Source organism: Paenibacillus radicibacter (assembly GCF_024721995.1).
GTDB lineage: Bacteria > Bacillota > Bacilli > Paenibacillales > NBRC-103111 > Paenibacillus_AM > Paenibacillus_AM radicibacter.
In genome coordinates, this window is sequence record NZ_JANQBC010000007.1 from 278,938 (window position 1) to 299,971 (window position 21,034).

Consider the following 21,034-nt stretch of genomic DNA (forward strand, 5'->3'; position numbering starts at 1 on the left):
GGTTACGATTAGGTCCAATTTGGAATGATTTGAAGGAACCAATTTGAAGAAAGACGAATATTGCCGTTGATTTAAGAAAAATGGTTGATCTATTTTGTAATTTAGGTATATTAATAGTCAAGGAGGTTAAATTTGACATCTAAAATAATCATCATTCAAATAAGAGAGGAACATCATCGTGCTAGAACTAGTTAATAAAAACAGAAAATTCAGATCGTTATTATTGTCTTCCATGGTTTCACAACTGGGTTCCAACTTCACGTTCATGTTATTGATTGTCATGACTTTTGAACGAACAGGGTCGCTGATTTCAACAATGGGTGTGACATTAGCCTCAACAATTGGCTCAATTATCGCAGGGCTTGCTGGCGGTTTCTGGGTAGAAGAACGTTCTCCTGCGCGCGTGATGGTCGTGACGAACATCCTAAGTGCTGCGGTACTCATCGGTATGTTCTTCCTGCCAACGACAATGACTTTTTATTACATAACTGCTTTTCTGATTGCCGTGTTTGCAGCGTTTGCAAGACCAGCTTCTAGTAAACTCCAAGTGATGTTAGTCGAATCTGATCAATTGATGGCATCGAATGCGTCTAGACAGATGCTTAATGAAATTGTGAAAGTAGTGGGACCAGGTCTTGCTGTATTCGTCTTGACTTTATTCCCGAAAGATCAGGCTACAGTTGGTTTTTTGATTGATGGTGCATCGTATCTTATAGCAGCAGCATTACTGTATTCCATAGGGAAGTTCGATAAGGTGAGCGGTAGTGGAAAAAAAGATGAGCCTAAAGTGAAGGAGTCATTTGGTAAACGTTTGAGAGAAGGGGTTGAACCGCTAAGGCACCCCGTCATTCTTGCGATTCTTGCGATGTTCTTCTTCTGTATAATTGCGGTCACAGGTTTTGATGTTGTCTTAACTGCACATATCAGCTTAGCGAATTTGCCGGGGATGTACACCGGTTATGTCATTTCCGCATTGAGTGCGGGCATGATCATTACTTCTTTCTTTAGTAAATATTTTATGAAAATACCAATGGCATTACGTTTAGGGGGCACGGTGTGCATTTTAGGCGTTGGTCAACTAGGAATAGGATTGACGACGAATTTGTACGCGATGTTCGCGTTTGCGTTCATGATGGGCGTATTTAATATTATTTATAACATTAGTGCTTCGACCTTGATGCAGCAGCTCATTCCGATGGAGAAGATGGGTAGAGCGATGGGATTTGTATCAAGTTTCTTCAGTACAGTCGGTCTTCTCGGAATGGGTCTTGGTGCATTGATTGGGGAGCTGCTTAGCCCAGGTATTACGTTTGTGATATTTGGGGGAGCACTTGCACTTAGCGGATTCATTAGTATATTTACGATTTATGCAGCGTGGAAGAGGGAACCATCAAACATAGAATCTCAAGTGGTGGGTGCTGCTTAGAATCGTAGAAAAAGAAAAGTTTAAGTAGAAGCATGACGTTGCCGATACTACATAAGTCCAAACCTAAAGACGTAAACACTTTAATATGAAATCAATGCCAAACAGCTGTTAGGAATCGTATTTCCGAAACAGCTGTTTTTCTTTTGCAAAATTAATTTTTAGAAAATTATAATTTATGTATTGACTAAAAAAGTTTTCACCGCTAAAATAAATTTTAACGATAGAATACATTTTTTAGGGGGCATAAGCATGTTTGCTTTATTAAAACTACCTGCGTATCGGAAATTGTGGTTAGCGCAAGTGATCTCAGAATTAGGGGACGGTATATCCAGACTCGTAGTCATATACTTAATTGCCCAGACAACAGATAATCCAATCTTGCTTAGTTTTGTAATTTTGTTGAACGTGCTCCCGAGCATTTTGTTCGGAACGTTCATCGGTCCTATAGTGGATCGGTTTCCGAAACCGCTTGTCATGATCGCTTCAGACATATTCCGTGGCGTTCTTGTACTTGGGATGATCTTCGCGCAGGGTTCATTAATTGGTATGTATGTCTTGATCTGTCTAGCAGCAGTTGGAACGGTATTCTTCGAGCCAGCACGTACAGCAGTCATTCCGCAAGTTGTAGGCGAAGAGAATATGACGAATGCAGTGGGCTTAAGCCAATCCACGATGATGGCAATGAAATTGATTGGTCCATCGCTCGCAGGTGTGCTCATTCCACTAGGACACTTTGGCTGGTTGTTTACATTTAATGCCTTTACCTATGTGTTATCTGCATTATTCATTTGGATGCTACTTAAGCATATTAAGAAGAGTGATTCTCCGATTACGAAGGAAAATAAGATGCCCTACTGGGCTTCTTTAAAAGAAGGCATTCAGGTTGTCGTGGGAAACAAAGCGTTAGTCGCGCTTATCATTCTTATCATTCCAGTCATGCTATCGGCTGCAATGATTAACGCTACGCAAAGTGCAATGATGCTGTTTACATTTAAGATTCCTGCTGAACACTATGGTTTCCTTACGACGATGAGTGCACTAGGAAGTATAGTTGGTGCACTTTCAGCTCCCAAAGTATTAAAGAAGACTTCTCCACATGTAATGCTCTTAACCGCCTTGGCATTGTTTGGAATCGTTTGTGTGATGATCTTTGGGGTGGAGATGTTGTTTGCCTTAATTGGTGTAAGTATCCTCTATGTATGGATTGCATTAGTTGGGTTTGTAGCCGCATTTGTGAACGTACCGCTAGGCAGTTTGTTCGTATTACTCACACCTCCTGATGTACGGGGTAGAAGTTCTGCGTTACTCGATTCGATCGTTAATTTGGGTACAGTTGTGGGACTACTTGTTGGTGGAGCGTTAGCTACGATTATTTCACCAGTCTATACGATAGTTATTGCAGGAATACTGGTTGTTCTTGTCGCACTAGTCTTCCCTCTGTTAAACTATTACAAGGCACTACAAACGGGGAAAGCTTCAGTGCAAACAGAGGGAGCTGTACCTTCTTCGATGTAAGGAGGAAATACGTTGAATTCAAATATAAATTTATCGGATGTAGAAATGATTAAGGTCATGCTGGATCCACGGCGATATCTGATTATGAAGCATGCTGAGAAAGAGCCTGTTACGGTTAAACAACTTGCAGAGAAGTTAGACGAGAAACCTTCCAGATTGTATTATCATGTGAATAAGCTAGAAGAAATCGGTGTGCTTCAATTAGTTGAAACGAAGACGCAAGGCAATCTGATTGAAAAATATTACCAGACCAATCAAGATGCAACTCGTGCTTACAATATTGATCCAGCTTTCGCTCAGAAAAATTCAGGTATCATTATGCAAGAATTGTCTCGTGTGTTCAATCAAGCGATGTTTGCATTTGAAAATGTCATGCAAAAAGGTAAGCTTGAGGATGAAGAAGACGTTACAAGTGCCAAAATTGCTTACAAATCACTGACAGCAAAGCAAGTGAAGCAGAAAATTGACGCCTATGACATTCTGATCTCAGGAACGGATGGGCAGAAGAATTTAATAGAGCATCTGAATACAGAAAGTTCTGAACCTGATGATGGAGAGAAAGATGATTACGTATTCATACTCATGTCTTATCGCATGAAAGATGCCGAGAAGAGCTAAGGGAGCGCATAGCGCTCTCTTTTTCGATGAACAAATAAGAGATGAAAAGGAAAATCGCACCAAATTGTCGAATTAGGTCAACGTACATAGTTAGAAGGTAACTTCATGAATGAACAGGAGGAATTGATGATTGAGTAGTAGGAGAAGTAAGCTTCAAGTAAGTGACGTGTTAGGGGGAAGGTATCGGATTGTTTCTGTGCTTGGGTCTGGGGGCATGGGGACGGTATACTTGGCAGACGATCTGAAGCTGCAAGGAAAGCAATGGGCGATCAAGGAAACGGTCATAGCCAATCAAGATGTACAGCAATTTATCGATGAAGCACAAATGTTAGTGCAGCTCAATCATCCGCTGCTCCCGAATATTATTGATTATTATCCCCCTGATCAAGAGGGATTGAGCTACCTCGTCATGGACTATATCAAAGGGCATACGTTGCAGGATATTTTCCTACGAGCAGACAAGCAGATGGTAGAGTCTAGTGTCGTTCATTATGCTTTGCAGCTGTGTGAAGTGTTTCAGTATTTGCACCACGAGCAGCCGCATCCTATCGTGTATCGAGATTTGAAACCAGCTAATATCATGATTGATGAGCAGAACATGATTCGCCTCATTGACTTTGGCATTGCGCGAAGCTTTAAAGAGGGTAAAGATACAGACACGGTGCAGATCGGCACGATTGGATTTGCAGCACCTGAACAATTTGAGAATCAACAGACAGACAACCGAACAGACCTTTATGCACTGGGCGCCCTAATGTACTATTTGCTCTCAGGGGGTAAATATTATTATGTGCTACAAAAACCGCTCGAGCAGGTGCAGCAAGGTTTAAACGCTCACCTTTATCCTATCATTCAGCGACTGCTGCAAACATCACCAGCTAACCGTTATCAACGTGTAGTGGATGTGAAACAGCACTTGATGTCGATTACGCGTGAAGCTTCTTATCAAGCAGCGGCAAGTCAACACGTACAAGATGCGTTACAGCAATCCCGAAATATACGCGGCTTAAGGACGCTCGCGATTACGAGTGTAAGTCCTGGCGTTGGTTCTACGCATCAAGCGTTCATGATTGCAAGTTTTCTCGCTGCAAATCAAGCTAAAGTAGCTGTTGTCGAGGCGAATTATTCAGAGGATTTTGCGAATTTAGAGGCTGTATACGAAGGAATAAAAGTACAGCATACACCTAGCCAAACGACGAAATTTGAGATGAGAGGTGTGATGTATTATAAGTCTAACTCGGCAGTTGATATGATCAAGTTGCGCGCCGCGGCATATGATTATATCATATTAGATATTGGCTACCATGAGAATAATGAGTGGATGCAAGAGTTCCTTCGTGCGGATCAACAGCTTGTCATCGCATCTGCAAGTGAATGGAAACGAGCCTCGCTGCTTAAGTTTAGTAACCAGTACCGTACTTATGACCAAAGTCGCTGGATTTACCTTGTCCCTCTTGCCGATGAGCGCATGATCCGAGATATGAAGGCAGATTTAACAAAGCAACAACTGATTGCTATGCCGTGTCAAACAGATCCTTTTGAAATGAAAGAAGAAGGGGTTATGGCATTAGAAAGTCTGTTTGGTGAATCAACGACAATAAAGCGCAAATCGCCGTTATTCAAAAGAATTTTTACGTTTAAGTAGGAATTTGTAAGGTGACAATAGAATAGAATCGATTCATAGAGGGAGATTTGTCCCTTAGCATGATGAAGGAGGTTATTTACCTAAATGCAGCATACACAAACGATTTCTCATATTCAGCAAGGCAGTCTAGCGCATGTCCTGCGCACATTTACAATCTCATTACTAGTCTCTTTCCTCGGTACCTTGATCGGTGCAATGTTCGTTCCGAAAAGCCTAGTTATGATGTTCGTCATTATTGAGGTTGTCATGTTAATTGCAGCATTCGTCATGCGAATGCGCGGCAAAGCGATCAGTTACACGTTCCTATATGTGTTCACAGCCATAACTGGAGTCACGTTATATCCGGTTATTGAAGCATACGGTGGAATATTAGGCGCTCAGGTGGTCTCGGGTGCATTCTTAGCAACGACGGTTATATTTGGCGGATTAGCGCTATATGCGGCTCGTTCGAAACGTGACTTCTCGTTCTTAGGCGGCTTCTTAATGGCAGCGACAATTGGTCTGCTTGTCATGGGTCTAGTCTCGATGTTCGTCAACTTCGGATCTGCGACCGTACTTGTCTGGTCGATGGCAGGTATTCTAATCTTCAGTGGTTGGGTATTGTATGATATTTCCCAATACCGCCAAGGAATTCATCCGCAAGAAGTGCCAATGGCTGCACTGAATTTGTATTTGAATTTCATCAATCTGTTTATTTATATCCTAAAGTTCCTTGTTTCTATTCTAGGCGGAAGAGATTAATTATGGGACATAAAGAAGAGGCTGGGACGATTCCCAAGCCTCTTTTTGTTATTTCATTTTTAATCTGCAAAATATGGCTTTTCTTGATTAAAGTTACGATTGATGGAGAGCAGTGCATGCATAAGATGAAACAAATCATTTTGATTAAGAAGGACGGTTGCTGGTTTATCGGATTTATCATTTCTAATTTTGAATAAGAGCTGTTTTTCAGGAGCGTTTATTTCGATCTCCATTTTTTTGCTAGTAAACACACTTTCCATGTGCAGGCACCTCTTTCGATTGTTTGTTACACTATAAAATGTATGTGGATGATATTGAATTAGAATGGCGAAATTTGAACAATTCGGTAACGCGTGTAACGATTATTTCCGTGATGGACTGGCTACAATAAGGGTAAGGACGGTGATAATCATGGCGAAAAGTGATGATCTGATCAAGTACACGACCGTGCAAGTTGTTCGATATTTGAATACACCTAAAGACGAGCGAAAGAAAGCCAAAGCAGAGCCTAAAGCACGTGAACCTTGGAGTACCAAATGGTTTGGGATGATTCCAGCGGCGATTATGATGATGATTAGACCCAAGCGAGTAGATCTGACAAGTACGAATGGTGTAAATCGTGAAGTTAGCGAAAGATGAGCGAAATGACAAAGCACTTTAGTAGTGGGCTAAGAAGATTAGGAATAGAGTTTCCCTGTCTGCAAAGCGGTTGTTAGAGGGATATAGCGTTCGCCTTCTTGGTCCACAATGATTAAAGGTTCACTTTGATCCCATTGTACGTATCCGATAACAGGTAATGGCATCGACAATTGTCCATTAAACAGTTCACATACGAGTCGGAGTTCGCTACTCGATTGAAAAGCATTCTCGAAGTTAACGAAATTTGATATGGTTAAGGGCTTTCCAGTTAGCCAAGGCATGCGCTCATAAGGATCGAATGGTGCACGCTGATCGACTTTGGGTAGCTTGTCTGTTAATCCAATGGGAGTCAGTCCTTGTTCTGGCAGAGAGAGGGTAGGGGCTTTGTCGAGCTCCACCAATGCCCCCGTAACCGCATCATAATATGTTTTATGTCCATTGATGACGATTTCCCACAATGCTTGTAGCGCATTGACATAGATTCTGTTGATCTTAATCGAAGTGCTATGCACAAGTTCATTGATTGAGAGCGTAGCTGCAATGATCTCGCGGTCAGTCAACACACGATGCAGTGTCTCCAAGCTAAATAACGGATTAGGACCTTTCCCATATTCCGTTAGAACATATCCCCCTTGCATATCCCCAGAAACAATCATATACCCAACTTTTTGATCATTGCTTGTTAACTCGACAATCCAGCCATGTGTCCCAGGTCCAAGTGGATACACGCTCCAAGAAGCTTGCTTCCAACTTTCCCAACCAGGCTGCGAAGCGAGTCGTTTCTTCCAATCTGTAATTTTGTCATGAAGCTCACTTTGATCCACTGGAATGACTTGATCTGTCACAACAGGCGGCTGATCACGATTAATTGTTGGGTTATTTGGCGCTGATTGTGCATATATCCTATTAACTTGTCCAAAAGCGAGCTGTGCGGTCAATAGACTTACACTGATCCCAAGTGCCATTACGGCGCGTCGTAACTTGTAATTGCTCATTATTTTCACCCATTTTCGCTTATGGTGGTCATGTAATGTCATTGTATAAGTCTTGCTGTAAAAATAGTGTTACAATGTGTCCTCTGATTCATAAGAAGTTTTAGCGACTTTCGTCAGTTACTGCCTAATCGCTGTTAGGCAGGTGAAATAAACCGCAATTGATGACGGAAACTTCGATTCTTGGTCGATACTGCCAATGAATTTCGTCCGTTGCTTGCTTATACTGCGCATGAATATCTTCTTGATTATTCTCCTCTTCCTCGTTACGATCACGCTTGCGTTCTAGTTTCTTGTCGTCTTCTAAGCTGTCATAGTAGTCTTGAATCCGTGTAAGTTCCATCGACATTCGCTCATTCGCACGATCCGACCAGGAATGATCGGTTTTCTTAATGAGCTGTTCGAGATGAGATTCGAGCTGTGAGATTGCCTTCGAGATCGATAAACGGTCACGCAATAAATGAATGCCAGCGGGAAGACGCGGCGTTAACTTTTTCATACGGATTTGATCATAGAAATTCGCTTGAATCTCACTGTTATCTAACCGGATACCGAAGGAGTGGATCTCACTACGCTTCATATCGCATACGTATTCAACTTTAAAATTAACGTTCAGCCACGTATCATAAGGTATTGAATTCACCGTACCACGGCGTGTAGGCTCTTCGAATAGCCGTACAATGCGACCGCGCTTGCGTGTAGATTGGAAGATCTGCTCAAGCCGGCGAGAACCGAAAGTAAGTGTATCCTCAGGGATGCGGCTAGCCGGAATAACGGGAACAAAGCCTAAATATCGGGCAAGGATGTTCTCTCCCGAACCATCTGCTTCATTGTTCGAAGTGCCAGCAGGGTTGCTATCTGTAGATGCAGCAGGTGGTGTTGTATTCACAGTCGGCGCAGAACTTGGCGCATTGCTGCTAAACCCGAAGGAGTCAACTTCATCTTCGGTCTCGAATTTAAAAACATAAGTCATTGTCTCAGGTGGAGCACCTGTGCGTTCAACAAAGCTCCAATAGTAAGGACGTCCCGTAAGCTCCTTATCTGCCTCAGGCGAAAGCTTAACCGTTACGCTGCGTAACCCTTTTTCGATAATGTCGCATTCTAATACTTGCAAATAACGCAGCACATACTCTTGAATTCGCTTTGCGTCCATTACAGGCTTGGTTGGGTCAGACTTGTGGACATTCATAGGTCGTGCCTCCTTCTAGGTTGTTGTGAACGGTTATGAATTAGGTTAGGGACGTAAATTCACATCTTGTCCGTTGCCCGCTAAAATATGCTGAAAAGCGCTGCCCGCTTGAGTCTGGTCTTGGACTTCACTCGCCACATTCTGCAGCTTGTCACCAATTCGGGATATCCCGTCGCGAATATCATCGTCGGATCGGGCTTCCATGACCATTTTGAATAGAGAAGCTTCTAAGGAAGAGGTTTTCTTCTTCTCGAAGCGTTCCAAGATTACATCTAATTCACCAATTACAGACTCAAACATGTTTATTTTTTCGTGCAAAAGGGTCAGGATATGTTCTTCGATCGTTCCTTGGGTCGAAAGGTTGTAAATTTGTACATCTTCTGTCTGACCTAAACGATGCACGCGGCCAATACGCTGTTCGACACGCATCGGGTTCCAAGGCAGATCGAAATTAATCATATGGTGGCAAAATTGCAGGTTAATGCCTTCGCCACCAGCTTCTGTTGCGACAAGTACTTGAGCGCGCTTACGGAATAAATCCATCATCCAGTCCTTCTTACCTCGATTCATCCCTCCGCGATAAGGGACGGCTTGGATGCCGTTAGTCTTCAAATAGGCAAGCAAGTATTCTTGAGATGCGCGATATTCGGTGAAGATAATGACTTTATCGTTCGCTTCTTTAATGATCTCGATTGTTTTCTCAGCTTTGGTATTGGACTGGATTCCGCGGATCAGCTCGACAAGTCCCCAGATTTGAGGGCGGAGTGGCGAATCTTCGGCTGTCTTTTTAAATAAATTAACCAATGTTAGAAATACCGCATCACGAGATGAGCATACTTCGCGTTGTAAGGTGAGTAGTGAGAGCATGGAGCCAAAGTTCGCACCATTCTCGGAATAGCGACCTCGGACAAAGTCAGTAACACCGTCATAAAGCTTCTGTTCATCTTCAGATAAAATTAGTGGAATGTTGCGAACCGCACGCTTGGTCATCTCCAAGTTGCCATCACTGCGTCTATTCCGAATCATGACTTTGGACAGTTCTTGTTGTAACGCACCTTCGTTCTTCACAGTTCGCTTATCAATAATATAGTTACTATGGAATTTCGCTTGCCCGCCGAGCTGACCAGGTTTCAGTAGGGTAATGAGATTGTATAGCTCTTGCAGATCGTTCTGTACAGGTGTTGCAGTGAGTAGCAAGCAGTATTTCTTATGAATTTCTTTGACGAAGGCATAGTTGGTCGTTTTCTTATTCTTGAGCTTATGTGCTTCATCGATAATGAGCATGTCGTACTCTTGTTCCAGAACAATTGACCGATGCGGATCGCGTTTGGCGGTATCCATTGATGCTACGATGACGTCACACTGGGTCCACATGTATTCTTTTTTCTGAGCGACAGCGGCAATTCCGAATTTCTGGTTCAACTCACGCACCCATTGAAGAACGAGGGAAGCGGGAACAAGAATCAATACTTTACGTACGAGTCCGCGCACCATGTATTCCTTAAGTACAAGTCCGGCTTCAATCGTCTTCCCAAGACCTACTTCGTCTGCGAGAATAGCGCGTCCATGCATGCCGAATAGCACCTTCTTGGCGGTATCCATCTGATGGATCATCGGTTCCAGCTTGTGAACGTGAGATAGACAGAGCAATTGGTCGAAGGAGTCAATCTTGGTTGCTTGCTCCGCTTCATAGGCAAGGTCGAACAAGGTGTGGTCATCCCATGGACCTCCGCGATCCATTCGATTCTCTAAATCTGTGACCCACTCACGATTAAAATGAATATCTAGCCCTTCACGAATCGGGCGTATAAGTTCAGTGTTGCTTGTTGTGTTCATTCGTTTCGCTCCTGCAAAATACGTTTTATCTAGTATTCTCCGAAAATGCCCTTTTTCATAACTGAAAAGTGGGGGAAAGCTGTTCACACGATTATTTTTTTGAAAGGATAGGGGGCAAGTGGTAAAATAAAAAAAGATCTTACGCATTCTTGATTGGAGAAAGAAGGGCTTAACGAAATGACGACTACATGGCGTTTTGTACATACAGGTAACCGCACACCTGCGGAGAACATGGCAATTGACGAGGCGATTCTAACGGCGCATAGCGAGGGTCTAGTACCACCAACAGTCCGTTTCTATGGATGGGACCCGGCGACGCTCTCGATTGGATATTTTCAAAAGTCGATTAAAGAAATTGATCTTGATCGTGTGAAGGAAGAGGGACTAGGCTTCGTTCGTCGTCCGACGGGGGGCAGAGCGGTTCTACATGACAAAGAGCTGACTTACAGCATTATTGTAAAAGAAGACTATCCGGGTATCCCGTCTGGGGTAACAGAAGCTTATCGCGTGCTGAGCGAGGGGCTACTGCTTGGTTTCCGTAATCTTGGGTTAAATGCGGAGATGGTGCAGCTTGCGACAGAAGAAGATCAACAGAAGTATGCGTCGATGGGTTCATCGGCTTGCTTCGATTCCCCATCGTGGTATGAATTAGTGGTGGAGGGACGTAAAGTGGCTGGTAGTGCACAAGTACGCCAGAAGAATGTTGTCTTGCAGCATGGTTCGATCTTGCTCGATATGGATGTGGATCAACTGTTCCGCTGTCTGATCTTCTCAAGTGAACGTATTGCAGAGCGCATGAAGCAAAGCTTCCTAAGTAAAGCGGTAACGATAAATGATGTGCTGCGTGACCTTGGTCAACAGACCGTTGAGTTGGCGCAAGTCGAAGCCGCGTTTAAAGTGGGTATGGCGGAAGGCTTGAAAGTGGAGTTCGTCGAAGGAGCACTTACATCGTATGAGGAAGAACTTACGGCGAAGCTTGTTGCAGAGAAGTATGGAACGGAAGAGTGGAATCTGAAGAGATAAAAATTGGTCAAATATAGGCATAACGACGCATACCGCAATAGGTACTCGTCCACTTACAACATCAGTGTGGGCGTGGCACAATTGCGGTATGTGTTTTTTAACATGATTTTCGCGTGGGATTCTAACTACTTGTTAGAACCACGCTCTATGTGCTGGGTAAATAACATTTGTAGCTTACGAGTAATCGGTCCGGATACGCCATCACCAATGGTGCGCTTATCCACTTGAACAATCGGCATAACTTCACCAGTTGTTCCTGTACTAAACACTTCATCTGCATTGTAAAGGTCATGCACTTGGAACGCACGCTCTGCGAACTCAATGCCTGTTTGCGCAGCAAGTTTAAGTACTACAGCGCGTGTGACACCGTGGAGAATAAGATTATCCGCAGGATGCGTAAACACTTTATTGTTTTTAACCATCATCACGTTGGAAGCACTGCACTCTGTAACCGTACCATTGCGATGTAGGATGACTTCATCTGCGCCTTTATCTAGAGCAGACTGCTTCAGCATAACATTACCAAGCAGATTTAATGTCTTCAGATCACAGCGCAGCCAGCGAATATCATCAGCAGTAACAGCTGTTATCCCATTCTCCATGGCAGCTAGCGGGCGATCCGCATCACGGCAGTATGCCATCATAACAGGTTTCGTCGACTTGTCTGGGAAAGGGTGTATTCTTGGTGCTTCACCGCGTGTGATCTGCACATATAAAGTGCCAAGCATCGTGTTCGTTTCACGAACTAATTGTTCAAGAATGCTGTTGATTTCTTCGATTGGATAAGGCAGTTCGATGCGGACTTGTTCCGCTGTGCGGATGAGCCTTTTGTAGTGTAATTCTTTTTCAAATAATTGACCGTTATAAATGCGGAAAACTTCATAGATCCCATCTCCGAAATAATAGCCTCGATCATCAGGTGAGATGCGGACATCGGATTCTGGCATGAATTGATCGCGATAATACATCATAGTTATTCGCCCCCTCTAGATTAATTTAGCAAAATGTGCTGGTAAATACAAAGCATGTTTCATGAAAAAGAGAGCAATTTTAAGTAAATACAAGCAAATGCTTTTGAACGTTGGCTAAAGTCCGATTATTGGATGGAACACAAATTCGCATATACAATATATTGTGTTATATAATGATTAAAAGAACTACATATAGTGTATTTACATAAAAATGAATGGCATAAAGGCTTGGCCTGTGCTATATGGTTGGTCTTGTATTTATATTTGGGAAGGATGTTGTTACGATGGGAACCATGCAAATGAAGAAATTAGAAGGTCTAAGTGAGAAAATTTTCCTGGATCGATATGCGCTTAAGGATGCAGATACAAACAACACCAAAGTCGGAGATACCGTTCTTGTCTTAACGAAGGATGATCAGAAGTTTCCAACTAAAGAAGTAGGCGAGGTTGTCGAACGTACGGGTAAACAGGTGAAGGTGAAGCTTCGCTTAGGTGATATTGTGGAATCTCATATTGAGAAATTGACTTTAAACCGAGAGCATTCCCCATCACAATTGTGGGATCGTCTGGCTGGGGCGATGGCATCGGTTGAAGCAACACCTGAGAAGAAGAAAGAATGGACGGATAAATTCAGATATATTCTCGATGACTGGAAGCTTGTACCTGGAGGTCGTATTGCGGCAGGAGCAGATGCGAGTGATGAGTTAACGTTATTTAATTGCTATGTGATTCCATCTCCGCATGATTCCCGTGGTGGAATTATGACGACGCTAACGGAAATGACGGAGATTATGTCTCGCGGCGGCGGGGTTGGGATTAACTTGTCTTCTCTACGTCCACGTCGTGCAATTGTTAAAGGGGTCAATGGCTCATCTTCTGGTGCGGTGTCTTGGGGTGGATTATTCTCCTATACGACAGGGTTAATTGAGCAAGGCGGCAGCCGCCGTGGTGCGCTGATGTTGATGATGAATGACTGGCATCCAGATTTGCTTCATTTTATAACCGTGAAATCGACTATGGGTGAAATTACGAACGCGAACTTATCGGTGTGCGTAAGCAACGGGTTCATGCATGCTGTGAAAGAGGATCTAGACTGGGATCTAGTTTTCCCAGATACGACAGATCCAGATTATGATACGAAGTGGGACGGCAATCTGGACGCTTGGAAAGCACTTGGAAAAGAAGTGAAGGTACACAAGACCGTTCGTGCTCGTGAAATTTGGCATACAATTATTGAGATGGCATGGAAATCGGCAGAGCCGGGTGTTGTGTTCATGGAGCGTTATAACGACATGTCGAACTCGTGGTACTTCAACCCGATTATCTGTACGAATCCTTGTGGCGAGCAGGGCTTACCAGCATGGGGCGTATGTAACTTGTCCGCGGTGAATTTAGCGAAGTTCTACGATGCAGATAACCATGATGTGGATTGGGACGATCTTGGTCGTACGGTTCGTTACTCGGTGCGATTCCTCGATAATGTGATCGACAAGACGCCGTATCATTTTGAAGAAAATAGAATCAATCAACAAGGCGAGCGTCGTATTGGTCTGGGTACGATGGGGCTTGCAGAGCTAATGATTAAGCTTGAAATTCGCTATGGATCGCAAGAATCACTCGAATTCCTAGATAAACTATATGGATTTATGGCTAAAGAAGCTTACTTATCCTCGGCTGAGATTGCAGGAGAGAAAGGCTCATTCGAGCACTTTATTGCAGAACCATTCTTGCAAAGCGGCTTTATGCAAAATATGACGAGTGCGTTCCCAGAAGTGGGTGCAGCAATTCAAGAAAACGGTATGCGTAACGTTACCGTAATCACGCAAGCGCCAACAGGAAGTACAGGTACAATGGTAGGGACTTCGACAGGAATTGAGCCTTACTTCGCGTTCGAATACTTCCGTCAGAGCCGCTTAGGTTTCGATAAGCAGTATGTACCAATCGCACAAGAGTGGCGTGATGCGCATCCGGGTGAAGAGTTGCCAGATTACTTCGTAACTGCCATGACATTGTCTGCGCAAGATCATATTCGCGCGCAAGCCGCGATTCAGCGTTGGGTCGATTCTTCGATCTCAAAGACAGCGAACTGCCCAGCAGACTTCACAATCGAAGATACGAAGCAGTTATATGAACTCGCGTTCGAGCTAGGCTGCAAAGGTGTTACGATCTACCGTGATGGTAGTCGTGATGTGCAGGTGTTGTCGACTTCGGATAAGAAGGATGACGAGAAGAAGCTGGATGATATGAAGAGCACAGAAGAAGTGAAAGCTGAGGCGAAGGTTGAAACACCTGCTGCAGTGGAGAAGAAGGCTGTGAGTTTGAGTATTGATACTCAAACGGAAGCTGAAGTGGATAAAGAATACAAACGCCGTCCGCAAATACTGCGCGGTGCAACATACAAGATCAACACGCCATTTGGTATGGCATACATTACGATCAACGATATGAACGGTACACCAAGCGAGATTTTCCTCAATGTGGGGAAAGCAGGTTCAGACGTATTCGCAATGGCAGAAGCGCTAGGTCGCGTATGTTCCTTGTTCTTGCGTTACGGCGATCACGGCAACAAAGTGAAGCTGCTTGTGAAACACTTGAAAGGCATTGGTGGATCAGGTGCAATTGGCTTCGGCGCTAACCGCGTAGAGTCTATTGCCGATGCGGTTGCGAAGGCATTGGAGACACATGCGGAATTCATGATTGAAAGTGCGGCGCCATACTTGTCCGCGGCTAGGGAAGTGACTGCTGGGGTGGCTCCAACTATGAAAGCAGCAGTTAGTGGAAATACGGCCATACAAGTAAAAGAAGAGGTAGATGTGAGCCCAGACCCTGTTATGACATCACTTGATCTATGTCCGTCCTGCGGAAGTGCGTCGCTTATTAATAGTGAGGGATGTAAATCATGTTCGAATTGTGGGTATAGCCGTTGTAGTTGAAGGGGTTGAAGTAGCTTGTAGACATAACACGCTTGTGTGGTGTCATAAATACTGAGATAAATTTTCAAGTTATTGAGAAAAAATCTCCATAATTATTGATAAATGCATAATTATGCATTATTATACAATTATTAGTGTCCTTTGTGGCACGTATTTAATGATTTTGATTTGATCGTTAGAACAAGAAAAATGACGTTGCAGGATCAACTCCTCACAACGTCATTTTTCATGTGTCATTTTAAATTTGATTAAATGCTAATTAAGATAGCCTTCTTCCCATAGGGACTGCAAGTACATATCATAATCTACATTACCGGGAATACAATCCTCAGGAATTACACCTTTTAAAATAATCAATTGATTACGTACTTTACGACACTCACCTTGAAGCGTAAAAGATGTGATTTTCTCACCATTGTCACTTTCAAGAATGATATGAAGCAAGTTACCTACTTGAATATTTTTATTTAATAAGGCGTTATCATCAAGATTAATTATTCCCTCCTCATTAAAAAAGTTTGATACTACAACATGCATTTCTTTTTCTCTGTCATTAAACAATTCATCTAAAATTGTAGCATCATCAATCTTGTAGCACTTTATAACATTATTAAAATTTACGTATGGATCATTAATTATATACTTAAAATAATCCTTCGACAGTTCAATAGCGCTATATTTTTCTTTTAAGAATTGATCTACTTCTTTTAATGAATGATTAAAGGGAAGTTTGGATTCTTTATACTTTTGATCTAAATTCAAGATTTATCACCTTTGACTAATTAGTAGAAACAGTGACCACTTTATAAGAGAAGTATGTATTTCTCATTATTTGGGAAAATATTTAATTAGTAAAAGAGCTAATTAAATATAATTAACACTTTTTCTATTTTAGTACAATTTGAACATAAAGGTGAAGTGTTTTATATGTTTGCGAGAAGTTTCAATCATTACTTCTTCTGAGACTCGATAGTTCTGGGGCAATAGCGGAGAGAAGCAGAAGCTTCCAACGAAATACAGTTATGACTTTGAAGGTCGAGTTCTGGAGTCTAGAGAGCATTATGCCTTTGTAGAAGAGTCATACAATAAGACTACGCAAGAATACGATGCGTTAGGTAGACTGCTATCTGTAACAATACCGAAGAATGAGAAAACATCTTATAAATATACGAAGACTAATCTGCTCAAACAAGTGACATATCCAGATAATAATTTCATTGAAAAGGTATATGATCAATCTGGAAATTTGTTAATTGAAAAAGATGAGAATAAGAGTCAAACCCTGCATGCATACGATAAAGAAGGTAATGAGAAGACCCTAACAGACCGCAAAGGGAATACCTTCACGTATGAGTATGACACCCGTAATCGACTCAAGAAGAAGACGGCAACAAATCGAGAAATTGGTACTTATGATCCCGAGATTACATTCGATTATGATCTAGCGGGTCGTATGACAACAATGAACGATTATACAGGCACAACAAAATACCAATACGATTATACAGCAGGTGGAGCGAAGCTAGGATTATTGCAATCGATCAGCTATCCCGATGGTAAGCAGCTCAGCTATGAGTATGATATCGCTGGGCAAGTTACGCGCATGACAGATCCTTTTGGCAAAGTGACCAATAGTGCCTATCAAGCGGGTCGTTTGGATAAAGTCGGACAAGACTTAACGAAGCCGGATGCTTCCTATACGTATAAGGCAGGTAATCTGGATCGTATCGATCTTAACACAGGTAAGATCGTAACCAACCAGACCTACACAGAAGGTATGTTGTCGGATGTTACGCATAAGACAGGTGCTGGACAAGCACTAGGCAGTTATGGTTACGAGTATGATGATTATGCGAATATCACGAAGTTAAAAGAGAACAGTCAAGTTACATCCTCTTTAACTTACGATCCCCTGCATCGTGTGCAGACGAATAGTATGTTTAAAGAAACGTATCAGTATAACAGCCGAAGTAACCGTGAAACGCTGCAATCGGATCAGCTTCCACAGATCTCGCAGAATCAGTACAAATATGATAGCCGAGATCAACTGCTAGAAGTGAAATCTCCAGCTAAGAACAACGGTAAAGCGAAGCAAGTATCTTATGTCTACAATGGTCAAGGTCTCATGATCAAACGTACCGAAGAGAACCAAGTAGACGCAGGTGATAGAAAAGTATCTCGTTATTACTATGATGCAGATGCGAATATTATTGCAGAAGAAAAGACGGAAGGCGAGAAGACGAGCCAATACAGCTATATTCGTAGTGGAAGTCAATTAGTAGCCAAGGTCGATCAAGCAGGCAGTAAGCAATATTACTTGCATAACGGACGCGGTGACGTCGTATCGATTACGGATGACCAAGGAAAGAAAATAGCGGAATATAAATATGATATTTGGGGTAAGATTCTACCAACAGCAGGTAACAATCTAGCAAATAAAGTAGACAACGTATTCCTCTACTCCGGCGAATATTACGACGAAACGACCGAATTGCAATATCTTAGAGCTCGGTGGTATGATCCAAGTGTAGGACGGTTTATCCAAGAGGATGCGTATAACGGTGAGCTTAGTGACCCGCTAAGTCAGAATTTATATACGTATGCGCATAATAATCCATTACGTTATGATGACCCAAGTGGGCATGCTATTTATGATATGGATGCAGATGGATCTAACAATAGTTGGTATAACGATGATTATCGGACTACATGGACAGAGGCAGGAAAGATACTCTATGGCATGGGTGCAAGTATTGTAACGGATACTATTCGTCCATGGACAGATCCCAACGCAGGTTTACTGGATAAAGCGCATGCTGTTGCTGATTTAACTCCTTTAGATAGAATGCTTAAATTCGGTAAATTAATATTTAAAATAGGATCGAACAAAAATAAAATTAAAAAGACGACAAAAACAACAGAGAATGCTGTACAAACCAAGAAAAATAGTTCATGTAATTGTTTCACGGCTGGAACGAAGGTCGTAACAGACGATGGGGAGGAGAATATCGAAGACATTGAAGTCGGAGATAAGGTTCTTGCCAAGAATGAATATGATTCTAATGGAGAGTTAGCCTATAAGGAAGTAACGGCTTTATATCGTAACCAACGTGATGATATTATTAAACTATATGTTGGAGAGCAAATCATCGAGACGACAGATAATCATCCGTTTTGGGTTGAAGGTAAAGGGTGGGTCTTCGCAGATGAATTGCTAGTGGGCGATAAACTTCAAAAGTCTGATGGAAGCAATCTGACAATTGATAAGGTTGAGTTCGTTAAGCTTGATGAGCCAGTTACGGTTTATAACTTTACTGTAGCGGACTATCATACGTATTATGTAACGGGTATTGGGATTTGGGTGCATAATACACAGTGCATGGATTCCGCGTCCGCCGCAAAAACTATTAATAATGCCGATAGGAGCAGTACTGCATTAAGTAAGTCAGACCCAGGTCACAGGGCGGCTAGTTTTTTAACAGAAGCACAGATAGGTAAAGGTACAACCTTTAATATTACAGGTGGAGATGGAATTCAGCGTACATTACTTCAAGTTAATGGTGGTCTTGATGGAAAAAACGGTATATACGAGTATATTATAGATTCCAATGCTACAGTATCTCATCAGCGGTTTATTGAAGGCGGAATAATAAATGGAGTGCCAAACCAAAGAGTAAAAAAATAGTAGGAAAGGAGACAGTATGAACACTCTAAATATTTTGCTCCCTCATAATTATGTTGTAAGCCACGTAAACCTAACTTGGAGTGACCTATTGTTTGCTGTTGAACATGGCTTTATGACTAATAAGGCTGCTGTAGAACATGCCGAATATGTTATTGACAAAGAGCAAGAACCACCTCAGAAAGTTTTTGACTTAGCTTGGGTTAATAGTAAAGAGTCTATATACCCATATCTGAATGAGATAACAAACCAAAGTTCTGAACAAGATGGTTCCACTCTGCAAGAGAAATTTTTGTTTTTACTCTTGAATTGGGTTTTTGAACATAAAGAGCAATTTTCAGATCCTCTTGGCATGGTCGAAACCATTTATGCTGATTTTGATTATCCTGAGGAAATCTCTAAATTTGTTCGATATATGCCAGTACAACAACCTGTATCTAGCTCTATAGAAACGAATGTTGAGAGACTCTACAACAATTGGGAAATGTTCTTAGAGGAAGAAAAGATAAAATACTCTAAGTAAGGTTTATTGAAAAAAAGAAATAATAACCTTGGGGGTGGTAATGGAGTGCACTCCTTAGAATAGACATTGGAAAACCCCTGGTTTATCCGATGAATTCTAAGGGGTGCATTTTTTATGGCGATTAAGGGACAAAAGTTTAAGACGTATTCTGAGGAATTAAAGTTGGAAGCTATTCGGCTACACTTGGAGGAGAAATGGACCTATCAGCAGATTAAGGAGCATTATGGAATTCAGGATAAGGATCGTATGAAACGGTGGATGCGTATATTCAGACAATCTGGTGACAACCAGTTTGCATAAAGAGAAGGTCATGTAGTAAGGCTAGCCACCCACTCCCTCATTTCTATAAAAGCGAAAAGTCCGTCAAAAGTTTTGCTAGTGGGGGAACACATGAATAACGTAAAGCTTTCAGAGACAAAGTTGCAATTGAATATCATGGAGTGCAGTGAACTTCTACAATCAACTCGCATTGTCATTTCGAGACTGGTTTGATATAAAGGGTATGTTTACCACTGGGATTTGGGAATGGGTTATGCTTACTTGTACTTGCGGTATTAGCCGTGGTGGCAGAAGAAATCAAGGAAACTGATAACGCTCCTCAAGGTTATCTAGGGGTGCTGAAAGGCTTGTAATTGCCGATGGGGGTACGGCTTATTACACAAAAAATCATTATAAAACTTATATCAAAATTAAATGACAGGAGATAATATGATAACTAGTACATCTGATGTTGTTTTAGGCAAATCGCAGTTTTATATTAGTAATGGTGACATTTCGAATTTCACAGACTTTCAATGGAGGGTGAAGCAGTCAAATTCGAAGAAGATAATAGCCAAAATGATACGAGGTCAAAAATGTGTCACAGCTGAAAAACTATTCGATGAGTTTGCCGCTGTTTTGCAATTCCCCTTTTATTTTGGGGAAAATTGGGATGCATTTGAGGAATGTTTGAATGATTTAACATGGTTACAAGCAGATGCGTATGTCTTATGTATAAGCAATGTCGAGAACATTTTAAAATTATCTAATACTGATTTCGAAGCATTTGCCAGTATTTTGGAAAGTTCTGTAAAAGAGTGGGAAGAGGGCAGGGACTTTGGGGCAATTCAGACTGTTCCTACTCCATTTAATATTGTGTTTCATTGTGCCAAAGATACAGAACAAGTTTTCATTAAGAAACTAAATGGTTTTGGTATAGTGTTGGAAAAAATATGAATTAAGAAGCGCTAAAAGACCTTGGAGGCGGCAATCCTCAAGGTCTTTCTTTATAACACCCCACCCAGTGTCGAATGATTATGGCT

General features: G+C 42.1%; 18 protein-coding genes and 1 pseudogene. 13 read left to right on the forward strand and 6 right to left on the reverse strand.

Annotated features, from left to right (window positions below; genetic code table 11):
- Positions 1-178: 178 nt before the first annotated feature.
- From NV379_RS14860 to NV379_RS14880, 5 genes are all read left to right on the forward strand, one after another.
- Entirely contained in the window at positions 179-1,426 is a 1,248-nt protein-coding gene (locus tag NV379_RS14860) for an MFS transporter (RefSeq protein ID WP_258208098.1), read from the forward strand.
- A 249-nt stretch (positions 1,427-1,675) separates the two neighbouring features.
- Positions 1,676-2,941 carry an MFS transporter gene (locus tag NV379_RS14865; protein ID WP_258208099.1) on the forward strand — a complete coding sequence of 422 codons (1,266 nt, stop codon included), beginning with the start codon at positions 1,676-1,678 and terminating at the stop codon, positions 2,939-2,941.
- A gap of 12 nt (positions 2,942-2,953) precedes the next feature.
- Positions 2,954-3,559, forward strand: a complete 606-nt coding sequence (locus NV379_RS14870) for a winged helix-turn-helix domain-containing protein (protein WP_258208100.1) — start codon at positions 2,954-2,956, stop codon at positions 3,557-3,559.
- A 130-nt stretch (positions 3,560-3,689) separates the two neighbouring features.
- Entirely contained in the window at positions 3,690-5,204 is a 1,515-nt protein-coding gene (locus tag NV379_RS14875; protein ID WP_258208101.1) for a serine/threonine protein kinase, read from the forward strand.
- Between the two features lie 84 nt (positions 5,205-5,288).
- Positions 5,289-5,945 carry a Bax inhibitor-1/YccA family protein gene (locus NV379_RS14880; RefSeq protein WP_258208102.1) on the forward strand — a complete coding sequence of 219 codons (657 nt, stop codon included), beginning with the start codon at positions 5,289-5,291 and terminating at the stop codon, positions 5,943-5,945.
- Between the two features lie 59 nt (positions 5,946-6,004).
- Here NV379_RS14880 and NV379_RS14885 read toward each other — a convergent pair whose 3' ends face one another.
- A complete protein-coding gene (locus NV379_RS14885; protein ID WP_258208103.1) occupies positions 6,005-6,205 on the reverse strand; it encodes a hypothetical protein in 201 nt (66 codons plus the stop codon).
- A gap of 151 nt (positions 6,206-6,356) precedes the next feature.
- On the opposite strand from NV379_RS14885, the gene NV379_RS14890 reads away from it, so the two are divergent.
- The gene (locus NV379_RS14890) at positions 6,357-6,584 is read left to right on the forward strand and encodes a YqzE family protein (protein ID WP_258208104.1); all 228 of its coding nucleotides are present in this window, start codon (positions 6,357-6,359) and stop codon (positions 6,582-6,584) included.
- A gap of 38 nt (positions 6,585-6,622) precedes the next feature.
- Here the strand turns inward: NV379_RS14890 and NV379_RS14895 are convergent, their stop codons facing one another.
- The 3 genes from NV379_RS14895 to NV379_RS14905 form a co-directional block, all read right to left on the reverse strand.
- A complete protein-coding gene (locus NV379_RS14895) occupies positions 6,623-7,579 on the reverse strand; it encodes a hypothetical protein (RefSeq protein WP_258208105.1) in 957 nt (318 codons plus the stop codon).
- Positions 7,580-7,703: 124 nt separating this feature from the next.
- Positions 7,704-8,765 (reverse strand): YqhG family protein, encoded by a 1,062-nt coding sequence (locus NV379_RS14900; protein ID WP_258208106.1) that lies wholly within the window; start codon positions 8,763-8,765, stop codon positions 7,704-7,706.
- Between the two features lie 45 nt (positions 8,766-8,810).
- On the reverse strand, positions 8,811-10,601 hold the full coding sequence (locus tag NV379_RS14905) for a DEAD/DEAH box helicase (RefSeq protein ID WP_258208107.1): 1,791 nt from the start codon (positions 10,599-10,601) through the stop codon (positions 8,811-8,813).
- Positions 10,602-10,778: 177 nt separating this feature from the next.
- On the opposite strand from NV379_RS14905, the gene lipM reads away from it, so the two are divergent.
- Complete coding sequence (gene lipM, locus NV379_RS14910; protein ID WP_258208108.1) at positions 10,779-11,624, forward strand: octanoyltransferase LipM; 846 nt, start codon at positions 10,779-10,781, stop codon at positions 11,622-11,624.
- A 125-nt stretch (positions 11,625-11,749) separates the two neighbouring features.
- Here the strand turns inward: lipM and dat are convergent, their stop codons facing one another.
- Positions 11,750-12,595 (reverse strand): D-amino-acid transaminase, encoded by an 846-nt coding sequence (gene dat / locus NV379_RS14915; RefSeq protein ID WP_258208109.1) that lies wholly within the window; start codon positions 12,593-12,595, stop codon positions 11,750-11,752.
- 284 nt (positions 12,596-12,879) lie between these two features.
- Here dat and NV379_RS14920 point away from each other — a divergent pair, with 284 nt between their 5' ends.
- Entirely contained in the window at positions 12,880-15,528 is a 2,649-nt protein-coding gene (locus NV379_RS14920; protein ID WP_258208110.1) for an adenosylcobalamin-dependent ribonucleoside-diphosphate reductase, read from the forward strand.
- A gap of 255 nt (positions 15,529-15,783) precedes the next feature.
- Here the strand turns inward: NV379_RS14920 and NV379_RS14925 are convergent, their stop codons facing one another.
- Entirely contained in the window at positions 15,784-16,290 is a 507-nt protein-coding gene (locus tag NV379_RS14925) for a hypothetical protein (RefSeq protein ID WP_258208111.1), read from the reverse strand.
- Between the two features lie 253 nt (positions 16,291-16,543).
- Between NV379_RS14925 and NV379_RS26265 the strand changes: the two are divergent.
- The 5 genes and pseudogenes from NV379_RS26265 to NV379_RS14945 form a co-directional block, all read left to right on the forward strand.
- Positions 16,544-18,160 (forward strand): annotated as a pseudogene (locus NV379_RS26265) (RHS repeat domain-containing protein); the annotation flags it as partial.
- A gap of 213 nt (positions 18,161-18,373) precedes the next feature.
- The gene (locus NV379_RS26270; RefSeq protein WP_506737379.1) at positions 18,374-19,213 is read left to right on the forward strand and encodes a polymorphic toxin-type HINT domain-containing protein; all 840 of its coding nucleotides are present in this window, start codon (positions 18,374-18,376) and stop codon (positions 19,211-19,213) included.
- 16 nt (positions 19,214-19,229) lie between these two features.
- On the forward strand, positions 19,230-19,733 hold the full coding sequence (locus NV379_RS14935; protein WP_258208113.1) for a DUF2247 family protein: 504 nt from the start codon (positions 19,230-19,232) through the stop codon (positions 19,731-19,733).
- Positions 19,734-19,847: 114 nt separating this feature from the next.
- A complete protein-coding gene (locus NV379_RS14940; protein WP_258208114.1) occupies positions 19,848-20,033 on the forward strand; it encodes a transposase in 186 nt (61 codons plus the stop codon).
- 408 nt (positions 20,034-20,441) lie between these two features.
- Positions 20,442-20,948 carry a barstar family protein gene (locus NV379_RS14945; protein ID WP_258208115.1) on the forward strand — a complete coding sequence of 169 codons (507 nt, stop codon included), beginning with the start codon at positions 20,442-20,444 and terminating at the stop codon, positions 20,946-20,948.
- Positions 20,949-21,034 lie beyond the last annotated feature (86 nt).

What these genes read in the sequence shown, in the direction of transcription:
- NV379_RS14945 (WP_258208115.1), top strand. Translation starts at nt 20,442, where the DNA reads ATGATAACTAGTACATCTGATGTTGTTTTAGGCAAATCGCAGTTTTAT.
- NV379_RS14905 (WP_258208107.1), bottom strand. Translation starts at nt 10,601, where the DNA reads ATGAACACAACAAGCAACACTGAACTTATACGCCCGATTCGTGAAGGG.
- NV379_RS14900 (WP_258208106.1), bottom strand. Translation starts at nt 8,765, where the DNA reads ATGAATGTCCACAAGTCTGACCCAACCAAGCCTGTAATGGACGCAAAG.
- NV379_RS14920 (WP_258208110.1), top strand. Translation starts at nt 12,880, where the DNA reads ATGGGAACCATGCAAATGAAGAAATTAGAAGGTCTAAGTGAGAAAATT.
- dat (WP_258208109.1), bottom strand. Translation starts at nt 12,595, where the DNA reads ATGATGTATTATCGCGATCAATTCATGCCAGAATCCGATGTCCGCATC.
- NV379_RS14885 (WP_258208103.1), bottom strand. Translation starts at nt 6,205, where the DNA reads ATGGAAAGTGTGTTTACTAGCAAAAAAATGGAGATCGAAATAAACGCT.
- NV379_RS14865 (WP_258208099.1), top strand. Translation starts at nt 1,676, where the DNA reads ATGTTTGCTTTATTAAAACTACCTGCGTATCGGAAATTGTGGTTAGCG.
- lipM (WP_258208108.1), top strand. Translation starts at nt 10,779, where the DNA reads ATGACGACTACATGGCGTTTTGTACATACAGGTAACCGCACACCTGCG.
- NV379_RS14940 (WP_258208114.1), top strand. Translation starts at nt 19,848, where the DNA reads ATGGCGATTAAGGGACAAAAGTTTAAGACGTATTCTGAGGAATTAAAG.
- NV379_RS14890 (WP_258208104.1), top strand. Translation starts at nt 6,357, where the DNA reads ATGGCGAAAAGTGATGATCTGATCAAGTACACGACCGTGCAAGTTGTT.
- NV379_RS14880 (WP_258208102.1), top strand. Translation starts at nt 5,289, where the DNA reads ATGCAGCATACACAAACGATTTCTCATATTCAGCAAGGCAGTCTAGCG.
- NV379_RS14895 (WP_258208105.1), bottom strand. Translation starts at nt 7,579, where the DNA reads ATGAGCAATTACAAGTTACGACGCGCCGTAATGGCACTTGGGATCAGT.
- NV379_RS14935 (WP_258208113.1), top strand. Translation starts at nt 19,230, where the DNA reads ATGAACACTCTAAATATTTTGCTCCCTCATAATTATGTTGTAAGCCAC.
- NV379_RS26270 (WP_506737379.1), top strand. Translation starts at nt 18,374, where the DNA reads ATGCTTAAATTCGGTAAATTAATATTTAAAATAGGATCGAACAAAAAT.